We start from the raw sequence: 11,921 nt of genomic DNA on the forward strand, positions 1-11,921 counted from the left end.
ACGCCACCCGATGAGCGACTGGGACGCCGACCGGTACGACGACCGTCACGGCTTCGTCTCCGAGTACGGGCGCGACGTGCTCGACCTGCTCGCGCCCGAGCGCGGCGAGCGCGTGCTCGACCTCGGCTGCGGCACCGGCCACCTCACTGCCGCTATCGCCGACGCGGGCGCGGCCGCGGTGGGCGTCGACCGGGAGCGCTCGATGCTGGCTGAGGCGCGGGCCGCCCACCCCGGCTCGGCGTTCGTCCGGGGGGACGTTCGCGCGCTCCCCCTCCGGGAGAGCTTCGACGCCGTCTTCTCGAACGCCGCGCTCCACTGGGTGCCCGAGGCGGACGCGGGGCGCGTCGTGCGCGAGGCGGCGCGCGTCCTCCGCCCCGGCGGGCGGTTCGTCGTCGAACTGGGCGGGGCGGGCAACGTCGAGAGCGCTCGGGCGGCCCTCCGCGCCGAGATCGCCGCCCGCGGTCTCGACCCGGACGAGCGCGACCCGTGGTACTTCCCGAGCGTCGGAACGTACGCGACCGTCCTCGAACGGGCGGGGTTCGAGGTGACGGTCGCCCGCCTGTTCGATCGGCCCACCGAACTCGACGGTCGGGACGGCCTGCGGGAGTGGCTCCGGATGTTCGCCGGAGCGTTCCTCGACGGCGTCTCCGATCCCGAGGCGGTCGTCGACGCCGTCGAGGATCGGCTGTCGGGTCGGTACGATCCCGATCGCGAGGCGTGGACGATGGACTACCGTCGGCTCCGCGTGGCGGCCCGTCTCGCGCCCGCAGCGTCCGGGCGGCCGGCCGAACGAACCCTTTAGTCCGCTCCGACCCTCGTCTCGGTATGCGAGCCCAGCCTCCGGGTCCCGCCGGCTACCCCGTCGTGGGCAACACCTACCACTACGCTCGCGACCCGCTCGCGTTCATGGACGCCGTCCGCCGTGCCTACGGCGACGTGGCGCGGTTCACGCTCGGCCCCGTCGACGCCTACATGCTGTCGAACCCGGACGACGTGGAGCGCGTGCTCGTCACCGAGGAGCCGACGTTCCGCAAGGCGGACTTCGCGGACGAGGCGGTCGAGGCGCTGCTCGGGAAGGGCCTGCTCCTGAGCGATGGCGTCTTCTGGGAGGAGCAGCGCCACCTCGCCCAGCCCGCGTTCAACATGGGGCGCATCAGCGGGCTCGTGGAGATGATGACGGAGAAGACCGCCGCGACGCTCGACGGGTGGACCGACGGCGAGACGGTGAACCTCCAGCTTCCGATCGCCCGCCTCACGGTCGAGATCATCGTCGAGGCGATGTTTGGCGCGGGGATTGACGAGCGGACCGTGCGGACGGTCCAGGACAACCTCGAACCGCTCGGCGCGCGATTCGAACCCGACCCGGTCCGGTTTCTCACCCCGTCGTGGATGCCGAGCGCGGGCAACCGCGAGTACTACGAGGCCCTCTCGACGCTCGAGGGGATCGTCGAGGACCTCATCGAGCGCCGCCGCGGGACGGAGACGGGCAGGACGGACCTGCTCTCGATCCTCCTGCGCGCGCAGGCGAGGGGCGACCAGACGGACCGCCAGCTGCGCGACGAGATGATGACGATGCTGCTCGCGGGCCACGACACGACGGCGCTGACGCTCACCTACGCGTTCCATCAGGTCGGCTGTCATCCGGAGGTCGAGCGACGATTGCACGAGGAGGTCGACCGCGTGCTCGGGGACGCGCGGACGAGCGAGTCCGCGCGGTCAGGAGAGGAGCGACTGCGGCCCGCGATGGCCGACCTGCGCCGCCTCGACTACACCGAGCGGGTCCTGAAGGAGACGATGCGGGTGCTACCGCCGGTCTACACGCTCTTCCGGCAGGCGAACGCGGACGTTCGCGTCGGCGGCTACCGCGTCCCGAAGGACGCGCTGGTGATGCTTCCGCAGTGGGTCGTCCACCGCGACCCGGCGTACTGGGACGACCCGGAGGCGTTCGACCCGGACCGCTGGCTGCCCGAGCGCGCCCGCCTGCGCCACCGCTACGCCTACTTCCCGTTCGGGGCGGGACCGCGCCACTGCATCGGCAAGCAGTTCTCCATGGTCGAGGCGAAGGCCATCGCGAGCATGATCGCGAGCCGGTTCTCGCTCGAGCTCCGCTCCGACCGCGAACTGTCGCTCCGACCGTCGCTGACGATGCACCCCCGCGATCCGATCGAGGTGCGACTCCGCGCGCGCTGACGTCGCATGAACCGGTAGCGGCGACGTCACGCTACCGGTTCATGTTACCGCTATTTCAGCGGCTAAGTAGCCGGGAGGTGAACCCTGTGACTTGCCAATGGCCGATACAGAACTCACCGAGGACTTCGGGAGCGACAGCGGCGGCGGGAAGGTAAAGCGCACCGTCGGCGTGCTCGCCGTGCTCGCCGTGTTGCTCGTGCTCCTCAAACTCCGTCGGGGCGGGTCGTCCGACGAGGGCGAGGGCGAGAGCGAGGAGTACGTCGAACTCGACGAGAGCGACGAGCGCGAGGGCGTCGACACGGTCACCACCTCGAAGGACGAGGGGGACGAGATCGAGGTCACGACGTCGACGTCGAAGTTCGGCGGCGGTCGTCTGGAGGAACTCGACGTGGTGGACTACCTCGGCATCCTCGCCGCGGCGCTGCAGGCCGCCCGCGACGAGTACCGCATCCGAACGAACCGCTGAACGGTCGCGTCTCTCCACCCTCCTGCCCCCGGCCCTCCTGCCCCCCGGCCCCCGTCGTCCCGTCGCCTGGATCTTCGCCACCGGTAGAGTGATCTCCCCGCCCCTCCCGCGTGTACCCGATGCACACACCGGACTTCGAGGTCGAGGGACAGTCGGTCGTCGTCACCGGCGCGAGCCAGGGCATCGGTCGCGCCATCGCGGAGACGTTCGCCGCCGCGGGCGCGGACGTGACTATCTGCTCCCGATCGATGGAGCGCGTGGGGCCGGTCGCGGAGGGGATCAACCGGGCGGTCGATGAAGCGGACGGCGGGCGCGCCCTCGCCGTCGAGTGCGACGTCCGCGACCGCGACGACGTCGAGGAACTGTTCGCCACCGCCGTCGCCGAGTTCGGCGCGCCCGACGCGCTCGTGAGCAACGCGGGCGGCGAGTTCGTCGCCCCCTTCGAGGAGATCTCGGAGAACGGCTGGCAGGCCGTCACCGACCTCAACCTCGGCGGGACCTACCGCTGCGCGCAGGTCGCCGGCGAGTACATGCGCGAGGCCGGCGGCGGGACGATCGTCAACTTCGCCAGCGTGAACGGCCAGCACCCCGCGCCCGGCGAGAGCCACTACGGGGCCGCGAAGGCCGCCGTCATCCGCCTCACGGAGACGCTCGCCGTCGAGTGGGCGACCCACGGCATCCGCGTCAACTGCGTCGCCCCGGGGCTGATCCAGACGCCCGGCGTCGCCGAGACCCTCGGCATCGACGAGGCCGACATGCCCCCGCGCGACGAGGCCGACCGGCGCATCGGGCACCCGGAGGAGATCGCCGACCTCGTCTGCTTCCTCTGCTCGCCCGCCGCGTCGTTCCTGAACGGCGAAACGGTCACCGCGAAAGGGGTCCCCCGGGCCGGCAACGCGATGAACGTCGACCTCGGGTTGCAGTAGCGAGGCGGCGCGTCGGTCGCGGTAGCGGGGACGGGACGCCGCCTCGATCGCGGGCGTGGGCGTGGGCGTGAGCGCGGGCGTGGGCGTGGGCGTGAGCGCGGGCGTGGGCGAGGAACGTCGCGGCCGAGGGAGTTGAACGCCGCCCGGACGCGGGCGCGGTACGCTTTTCCCGGAACCGGGACAGAGCACACCATGGGCGTCCCGCTCCTCCCGGAGAAGTACGACAGCGATCCCGTCCTCGCGCCGCGGGGAGCGTCCGAGTACGCGGACGACCGCGGGTCCGGGGCGCGGTCGCTCCCCGCGGCGATGGTCGTCTGTTACGCGCCCGTCGTCCTCGAATCGGTCGCGGAGCGCTACGACGGCACCGAGGTGGCGGACTATCGCGCGGGCGGGTCGTGCTACAGGCTCGAGGCGACGGGCGGGCGCGTCGGGATCGTCGGGGGGTTCGGCGTCGGCGCGCCGGCGACGGCCCTCCTCCTCGAGGGCCTGTTCGCCAGCGGCGTCGAGACCGTGCTCCTCGCGGGCTACGCGGGGTGCCTGGCCGACGAGGTGGGTCCGGAGGACGTGATCGTCCCGCCGAGCGCGCTGCGCGACGAGGGCACGTCGTATCACTACCGGCCGCCGGAGCGATACGCCCCCGCCGACGCCGCACTGGTCGAGCACGTCCGGGAGCACCTGGACGCGGCCGACGTCGACTATCGCGTCGGTCCCACGTGGACGACCGACGCGCCGTACCGCGAGACGGTCGCCGAGGTCGAGGCGTACGCGGCCGAGGGTGTACTCACCGTCGAGATGGAGGCCGCCGCCGCGTTCGCCGTCGCCGCTCACCGCGAGCGGGCGACCGCCGCGCTGTTTACCCCGAGTGACTACCTCGTCGGGACCGAGCGCGATCCCTCCACACACGACCTGGACGAGGCGCTGCGGCGGCTGGGACGCCTCGCCGTCGATGCGATCGAGGCGTACTGACCGCCGGCGAACCGACGTCCGTCCCTGCCGTCCCCATATCTCACGTATCTGCGGTCGTCCGTGTATCTTAGACATCTAAGAAACCGTCGCAGGGCCGCCGAGCGGCTCAGCATGATTCGAGATGGAGCCTCCGGCCTCAAGTCGAGAGGGACCGTAGGTCCCTCTGACCATTCGAACGGGCGCTCCGCGCCCGTGAGAAGAGACCGAGGCGCGTATGCGCCGAGGGAGTAGGGAGGGGTAGTTTACAGCGCCTTTCGCATCGAGAGGTGTGGGATCCCCGCGTCCATGAACACGTCGTCGCTGGTGACCTCGTAGCCGAGCCGTTCGTAGAACTCGACGGCGTGGGTCTGGGCGTCGAGGACGAGGCGGTCGTAGCCCGCCTCGCGCGCGGCGGCCTCGACGGCGTCCACGAGGCGGCGGCCCCACCCCTCGCCCCGCACCGACTCGCGGACCGCGACGCGCTGGACCTTCCCGGTGTCGGGGTCGTAGGGGACGAGCCGCGCCGCCCCGACCGCCTCGCCGTCGGCGTAGGCGACGAAGTGGATCGTCTCGCCGTCCTCGTCCCTGTCGTCGTACTCGAGGTCCTCGGGGACGTCCTGCCCCTCGACGAACACCTCGCGGCGGATGGCGAGCGCGTCAGCCAGTTGCTCCTCGGTCTCGACGCGAACGACGCGATCGGTCATGCCCCGCCGTTCGGAGCGCGGGGGTGAAATCCCGTCGGTTCGGGCGGAGCGGACCGACGGTCGTCCGTCGAGTGGGCGGCGGTACCGACCCGCTCCGACGGGTGCCGATCACGGCAGTCGCCGATCGCGACATGCGCCGATCACGACACTCATCAGCGAGTGCCAGTTACTCCAGCGTAACGACGCCGGGGTTCGAGATCGGATCCCGGCGTGACGAAACGGTTTCGTTCGAAACACCCCTCATGTCCTGATAAACGGGCTGGAAATTTCGTTTTTGATGTGCATTCGTCCAATTAGTGAACCGGTGACTGCGGACGGTCGGGGTCTTCTCGATTCGGACCCCTTCCGGTTCAGAGCATCCCTTTCATGTCGGCGATGGCGCGGATGTCCTCCGCGACCTCGTGCATCGCCTCGTCGATCTCGGAGAGGACGGTGATGGTGGCTTCGAGGCCGGTGTTCAACTCGGCGACGTAGTAGGTGCCGCCCTTGACGCCGCCGCTCTGGCTGGTGAGGGCGATCTGGCCGTGCAGGGAGAGTTCCTGGAGGTGGTCGCGCATGCGGCGCTGGACGAGCGGTTCGCTCCCGACGCTCTCGGCGATCTCGCGGTAGACGGGGTAGACCTCGCCCGTCCGCGCGGGCGTCTCCTCGCGCACTTCGAGGAGCGTGACGGCGGTGAGGACGTACTTGTTCTGGGGGGTGAGTCCGCGGATCCCCTCCATCACGTGGTTGCGCTTCAGGATGTCGTGGGCCGTCTCCACGTGGTCGGTCGTCACCACGTGGTCGCCGTCGGTCTGGGCCATCTTGCTCGCCTTGTAGAGGTGGTTGATCGCCTGTCGCGCCGACCCCTCGTCCTTGGCGGCGTACGCGGAGCAGAGCTCGATCACGCCGTCGTCGAGCACGTCGTCCGCGAGGGCGATCTCCGCCCGGCGCTTCAGGATGTCACGGAGCTGCTGGGAGTCGTAGGAGGGGAAGTCGATGACGTAGTCGTAGAGGGTGTCCTTGACCTTCGGCGAGAGGTTGTCGCGGAAGGAGAAGTCGTTCGAGATGCCGACGAACGACACCTTCGCCTCCTCCAGCTTGCCGTTTGAGTGCGCCCGCGGGATCTGATAGAGGATCTGGTCGTCGTCGCCGATGGCGTCGATCTCGTCGAAGACGATGACGATGGTGCCGCCGATCTCGTCCAGGTGACCGAACAGCCGCGAGTAGAGGATGTCCGGGGCGTGACCGTTCGGCCGCTCGGTGATGTCCTCGTCGAGTTCCACCAGGAGCTGCCCCGTCACCTGGTAGGAGGAGGTGAGTTCGTTACAGGAGACGTAGACGGGCGTGAGATCCTCGTCCATCTCGTCCTCGAAGAACAACTGCAGGTCGTTGAGCGCGTACCGGGTCGCCGCGGTCTTGCCCTGTCCCGCCTTCCCGTAGAGGAACATGTTGTCGGGGGTGAACCCGCGCGTCGCGGGCGAGAGCGCCTCGTACATCTGCGACAGTTCGGCCTCGCGCTCGGGGAGGTCCTCCGGCACCCAGTCCTCCCCGAGAACCATGTCGTTCTCGATGATGTCCGTCTGCTTCCGGAACGAGGGCATACGCGAACGCCTAGCGCAACGTGAATAAATAACCCCACGTCTTCATTGTCCGCATCGGCCGCGACGTCTCACGGGTTAAAAGCCGCCCCACCCCTCGTGTCCGCATAACTCTCGGGAGGAAGGGGTCGGCGGAGATCCGACGGCGTGCGTGCATTTCACACGCCATCTATGGGATCATATTGCCGGATTATGCCACCTAGACTCCCGCGGGCGAATTTATGCGGACACGAGGGGTGGGGGCGTCGCCCGATGCATCGCCATCTGCTCCACGAACAGCCGCCACACCGACGCTCGTCTAGACTAGCTGACTGAGGGTGTCATACAACGGTTCACATGCAGTTGTTTTCAACTAATTCGCCGTGAATTGGCTTGTGCGTAGGTATGTGTATCTACCGCCGGAGTCAAAAGCCCGCTACTCGTCCGAACTAGGGAGCGGTCCAAGAAGTTCGAGATCGTACCTTGGGGCCAACGCTTCGAGCTTCTGAATATCTGGCTCAGTCGGTTCTGGAAGCTCCCGTGCTTCAGCAGGCTCACCCGCCTCGTGGAAGAACTCCTCGAACCCTGCCGGTGAGAGGAGAACGAGTTTTCTGGTCGGCTCGTCACTCGTAATTCGGTAGCCGTGAGGTTGGTCACGGGGGATAATCACCGTTTGACCAGGAGTCGCCGTGAGCGTGCCATCCTCAGTGTGGAGGGTGAGTTCGCCGTCAATGATGTAGAAACGCTCCTCTTCGCCGTGATGAATATGATACGGCATCTCGTAGTTCGGGGGGAGCAGATGTTCGGTGAGCGAGTATGCTCCATCCGTCTCTTCACCGGTTACCCGATTCGTCACCAGGGTGCCGAGAAACCAACTGGCCTCGCCTTCATCTTCCTTCTGCACGAACGGGGTAGGTGTCATTGCCGCTAATGACTACGTCACCCGCCGTATTAAACACGCAACGACCTCGGAGCCATTCTGCCGAAAGATCATTGTTAGCGCTCTCAGCAGACGATTGGTATCGCCCCGGGAAACGACAGATACAGCCTCTGTATGTATCGATTCTCGCCCATACGACACAGGTTTGTGAACTGTTCGAGGGCGTCATAGGACTCTTCTCACCTCGCGCTCGCGCTGGCGGGCATCCCGGGCGCGCCCGGTTCGAGGGCGTCATAGGACTCTTCTCACACCGTGATGACCGTGCTTCCCGGATCGTCTCCGCGTTCGTAGTTGGTGATAGCGACAACGAGGCGAAGACACGGAGCAAGGAGGATCATCTCGCAGGGTCGCTGAGCACATGCCACCTCAGCATTCACCCTGCTCTTTGGTGTGGTAATCGTTCTATGACTCCCTCTAGCTAGCTGACTAGCTACTAGGCTTAGCGAACGACACAGACGTTCAAAAGAGAGTGCTGCGCGCGGCAGCGTTAGCTCTGCTGCTGGTTCTGGCTCTGGTCCTGCTGCTGGTTCTGGTCGGGTTCGTCGCCGGAGTCGGTGCCGGCCTGGATGGCCGAATCGACGGCGACGTCACCGCCCGACTGGCTCTGCGTGCCGGACTCCTCGTCCTGCATCTGGGTCATGTCGCCCTGCGACTGATCCTGCGCGCCGGTGTCCTGGGACTGGTCCTGGCTCTGCTCGCCGTCGCAGTCACACTCCCCGACGGACCCCTGGCCCTGGAAGTAGGCCTCCGTGTGGTCCTCGTCGGACTCGCTCAGCGACTGGAACTGCGCGCCGCCGCTCAGACTGTCGCTCTGGGACTGGCCCTGTAGCTGCGACTCGTCGGCGGTGTAGCCGTCGGTCGTGCGCTGCTGGTCCTGCGCCTGCGCGCCGAGCTGGAAGCCGCCGAAGTCGAAGTTGGCCTGCGCCTGCACCTGGCCCTCGTTCTGCGACTCGGTCTGGACGCCGTTCTGGCCGTCCTGGCTCTGGTCCTGGCTCTGGCTCTGGTCCTGATCCTGGCTCTGCTCGCCGCCGTCGTTCAGCTGGACCTGACCCTCGCCCTGACCGGCGTTCTGCTCCTGGTCCTGCACGTTGTCCTCACCCGACTGGTCCTGGGTCTGGCCCTGGTCCTGGCTCTGGTCCTGGCTCTGGTCCGCATCGTCGGCCAGTTGGCCCTGGAGCTGACCCTCGATCGCGTTCTGCTCCTGGTTCTGGTCGTTGTCCTCGCCGGACTGAACCTGCGCCTCTTCCTGGTTCTGACTCTGGTCCTGACTCTGACTCGAGCCGTCGGCCAACTGACCCTGGGCCTGCAACTCGACGCCCTGCTGGGCCTGCGACTGGTCGTTGTCCTCGCCGGACTGCGCCTCAGCCTGGGCCTGGCCCGCTGACTGCGACTGCGATTGATCGTTGTCGGTTCCGAACTGACCCGACCACTGGGCCTTGTACTGCGACTGTGATTGGTCCTGGTCGTTATCCGCCGCGGTCATGCCTCCGTTGGCACTCACCGTGCCGGCGAAGCTGCTCGCGACGAGCATGACGACGACCAGGCTCACCACGAGCCGCGCGATGGTCGATCTCCTTCCTGCGCTCGAATTCGAGCGCCTTCTGTTTGGAATCATCCGCGCCGATGACACATCACAGATAGCCTTTATTATAGACTGATTGAGAAAATGTACGACGGGATTTAATCCCGTCCCCTCCCGTTATCTACGCCATTATCGCTACGCGATGACGGTGTTGATTTCGGATGCGATAGACTAGCACGATTCTGTCGTCGGCCGACCGGTACGGTCCGTGGCGGGCGAAGGCGTCCCCGAACCGACCGACCGAACGACCGAACGGACCCACCTGCGAGCGGCGCATCGGGCGTTGCCGGCCACCGCAGCACTGAGCGCGAGAGGGACGACGGTTCGCCGTCGCCCTCGTCGCGCTCGTCGACGACTGTCGACCCCGTCGATCCTCACCGACCGTCGATCCTCACCGACCGTCGATCCTCGCCGGTCCTCGCCGACCGCCGAACGAGGCCGGCTCTCGTCGAGGGCGGCCGACGTTCCGAGACACGCTCCGAGGTGGACGTCACTCCGACGCGGAGACGCCTCCGGGGGAGGAGGCCCCGAGAGCTCGGAGACGCGGGGGGAAGCGTCGGAACGAGCGAACGGGCCGGTTCCGAGACGAGGCGCGGAAGACGCCGAGATAGGCGTGACGCTGGGACGAGAACGGGTCGAGATGGGGTCTCCAACCGGCCGCAGTGCGGCTTCGGATCCGATCTCACGGCGCTTCGGTTCGACGGCCACGTCGCGTTGAATCCGATAGCCGTGCCGCTTCCGATAGCCGTGCTGCGTCGAACGTGACTCTGTCGAGAACCGGCCGCGATCCGAGATCGACACACCTGCCAGTCGGCGTCCGCCTGTCGACACCCGCTCGTCGACGCCCCTTGCTCGCCGGGGCCGTCCGGCGCCCGCCCGCGCTTACCCGTCGGCGTTGCGAGCGCTGTGGGGCCCTGCGGGCGCTCACGATCGGGACCGAGATCGAAAAAACAGTACTGCGGATCGTAACCGTCGGCTACCCGTTCAGAGGAGCGAGCTCGCGCTCGTGTCCGAGTCGCCGTCGAGCTGGACCTGCGACTGGTCCTGGCTCGAGGACTGGTCCTGCGACTGGGAGTTACCGACGCCGCTCTGGCTCTGGTCCGCGTCCTGCGCGGCGCTCTGACTCTGCTCCTGGTCGTTGTCCTCGCCGGACTGCGACTGGCCCTGCTCCTGGTCGATGTCCTGGTTCTGCTCCTGGTCGTTGTCCTCGCCGGACTGCGACTGGCCGGCGTCCTGCTCGGCGTCCTGGGACTGGTCCTGGTCGTTGTTCTCGCCGGTCTGGTACTGGCCCTCACCCTGCGAGGTGTCCTGGGACTGGTCCTGGTCGTTGTTCTCGCCGGTCTGGGTCTGCTCGGCGTCCTGATCGGAGCCCTGAGACTGGTCCTGCTCGCTGTCCTCAGCGGCCTGACCCTGCGTCTGACCCTGGTCGTACGACTGGGACTGGTCCTGGTCGTTGTCCTCGCCGGACTGGCTCTGACCCTCACCCTGCTCGGCGTCCTGGTCCTGACTCTGGTCGCTGTCGTCCGCGGTCTGGACCTGAGTCTGGCCCTGGCTGCCGTCCTGGGACTGGTTCTGTTCGTTGTCGATACCGCGCTGGTTCTGACCCTGGTCCTGCGAGTTGTCCTGGTCGGCCGACTGGCTGCTGTCGACGCTCGCCTGCGTCGAGGACGACGCCTGGTCAGCGTCCTGGGACTGGCCCTGGTCGTTGAACGCGCCGGCCTGGCTCTGACCCTGACCCTGCTCGCTGTCCTGGGTCGTGTCCTGGTCGTTGTTCACGCCAGTCTGCCCGTTGACCGTCGTCTGGTCGGTGGACTGCGACTGGTTCTGGTCGTTGAGCGCACCGCGCTGCTGCTGACCCTGCTCTTGCGTGGCCGTCTGGGTCGTGTCCTGCTCGCTGAACGCGGCGAAGAGCTGACCCTGCGCGGCGTTCTGCGTCACGCCCTGTTCCTGCGTCTGATCGTTAACGATGCCGGACTGCTCCTGGGCCTGATCCTGGGCCACGCCCTGGTTCAGGGCCTGGCTGCTGAGGATAGCGACCTGGTAGTTCTCGCCGGCCTGGCTGTCGTACTGGCCCTGGTACTGGTCGTTGAAGACGCCCGACTGCTCCTGGACCTGGTACTGCGACTCGTACTGGTTCAGGCTCTGGCTGCTGAGGACGGCGACCTGTCCCTGCGCACCGTACTGCTCGCCGATCTGGTACTGGCTCTGGGCGTTACCGTAGCCCGTCTGCACCTGCGCCTGGGCCTGACTGCTTCCCTGATTCAGCACCTGTGCGCTAAGGACGCTGAACTGCTCGCCGATGCCGATCTGGGCCTTGAACTGCCCCTGGGACTGGAAGTTGTCGTCCCCGCCCTGGGCCTGGGCCTGCCGCTGGTCGGCGTCCTGCCAGGCGACCTGGTCGCTCAGCGCAGCGAACTGTTCGCTCGAGAGGTCCTGATAGTGACCCTGTGTCTGTTCTTGCTCGTTCGCGTCCGCGTTCGTGACGGAACTACCGCCGGCCGCGCCGGCGATGGCGGCCCCGCTCCCGACGACGACGACCACCACCATGGCGATCGTCAGCAGGCGCGTGACCATCGTGCTCCCACGAGAGTCGCGCCGCGAACTTTCTTCGG

At 67.4% G+C, this 11,921-nt stretch carries 11 protein-coding genes; 6 read left to right on the forward strand and 5 right to left on the reverse strand.

The genetic code is table 11. The features are described from left to right. The first annotated feature begins 10 nt into the window (after positions 1 to 10). The 5 genes from P1K31_RS03330 to P1K31_RS03350 all read left to right on the forward strand — a co-directional run bounded on the left by P1K31_RS03330 (position 11) and on the right by P1K31_RS03350 (position 4,548). Complete coding sequence (locus tag P1K31_RS03330) at positions 11 to 802, forward strand: class I SAM-dependent methyltransferase (RefSeq protein WP_276304856.1); 792 nt, start codon at positions 11 to 13, stop codon at positions 800 to 802. A gap of 23 nt (positions 803 to 825) precedes the next feature. Continuing rightward, a complete protein-coding gene (locus P1K31_RS03335) occupies positions 826 to 2,190 on the forward strand; it encodes a cytochrome P450 (RefSeq protein ID WP_276304857.1) in 1,365 nt (454 codons plus the stop codon). A gap of 97 nt (positions 2,191 to 2,287) precedes the next feature. Then, positions 2,288 to 2,656: a hypothetical protein gene (locus P1K31_RS03340; RefSeq protein ID WP_276304858.1), complete on the forward strand. Its 369-nt coding sequence runs from the start codon at positions 2,288 to 2,290 to the stop codon at positions 2,654 to 2,656. Between the two features lie 119 nt (positions 2,657 to 2,775). After that, positions 2,776 to 3,582 carry an SDR family NAD(P)-dependent oxidoreductase gene (locus tag P1K31_RS03345; protein WP_276304859.1) on the forward strand — a complete coding sequence of 269 codons (807 nt, stop codon included), beginning with the start codon at positions 2,776 to 2,778 and terminating at the stop codon, positions 3,580 to 3,582. Positions 3,583 to 3,774: 192 nt separating this feature from the next. Further along, complete coding sequence (locus P1K31_RS03350; protein ID WP_276304860.1) at positions 3,775 to 4,548, forward strand: nucleoside phosphorylase; 774 nt, start codon at positions 3,775 to 3,777, stop codon at positions 4,546 to 4,548. Between the two features lie 242 nt (positions 4,549 to 4,790). On the opposite strand, the gene P1K31_RS03355 is transcribed toward P1K31_RS03350, so the two are convergent. From P1K31_RS03355 to P1K31_RS03370, 4 genes are all read right to left on the reverse strand, one after another. Continuing rightward, positions 4,791 to 5,231 (reverse strand): GNAT family N-acetyltransferase, encoded by a 441-nt coding sequence (locus P1K31_RS03355; RefSeq protein ID WP_276304861.1) that lies wholly within the window; start codon positions 5,229 to 5,231, stop codon positions 4,791 to 4,793. Between the two features lie 350 nt (positions 5,232 to 5,581). Then, positions 5,582 to 6,811 (reverse strand): Cdc6/Cdc18 family protein, encoded by a 1,230-nt coding sequence (locus tag P1K31_RS03360; protein WP_276304862.1) that lies wholly within the window; start codon positions 6,809 to 6,811, stop codon positions 5,582 to 5,584. A 412-nt stretch (positions 6,812 to 7,223) separates the two neighbouring features. Then, positions 7,224 to 7,691: a cupin domain-containing protein gene (locus tag P1K31_RS03365; protein ID WP_276304863.1), complete on the reverse strand. Its 468-nt coding sequence runs from the start codon at positions 7,689 to 7,691 to the stop codon at positions 7,224 to 7,226. 523 nt (positions 7,692 to 8,214) lie between these two features. Then, on the reverse strand, positions 8,215 to 9,210 hold the full coding sequence (locus P1K31_RS03370) for a putative sodium/potassium/calcium exchanger (RefSeq protein WP_276304864.1): 996 nt from the start codon (positions 9,208 to 9,210) through the stop codon (positions 8,215 to 8,217). Positions 9,211 to 9,217: 7 nt separating this feature from the next. Here P1K31_RS03370 and P1K31_RS03375 point away from each other — a divergent pair, with 7 nt between their 5' ends. After that, on the forward strand, positions 9,218 to 9,385 hold the full coding sequence (locus tag P1K31_RS03375) for a hypothetical protein (protein WP_276304865.1): 168 nt from the start codon (positions 9,218 to 9,220) through the stop codon (positions 9,383 to 9,385). A gap of 908 nt (positions 9,386 to 10,293) precedes the next feature. Here the strand turns inward: P1K31_RS03375 and P1K31_RS03380 are convergent. Further along, positions 10,294 to 11,883, reverse strand: a complete 1,590-nt coding sequence (locus tag P1K31_RS03380) for a putative sodium/potassium/calcium exchanger (protein WP_276304866.1) — start codon at positions 11,881 to 11,883, stop codon at positions 10,294 to 10,296. Positions 11,884 to 11,921 lie beyond the last annotated feature (38 nt).

The organism is Halomarina halobia, assembly GCF_029338575.1.
Classification (GTDB): domain Archaea; phylum Halobacteriota; class Halobacteria; order Halobacteriales; family Haloarculaceae; genus Halomarina; species Halomarina halobia.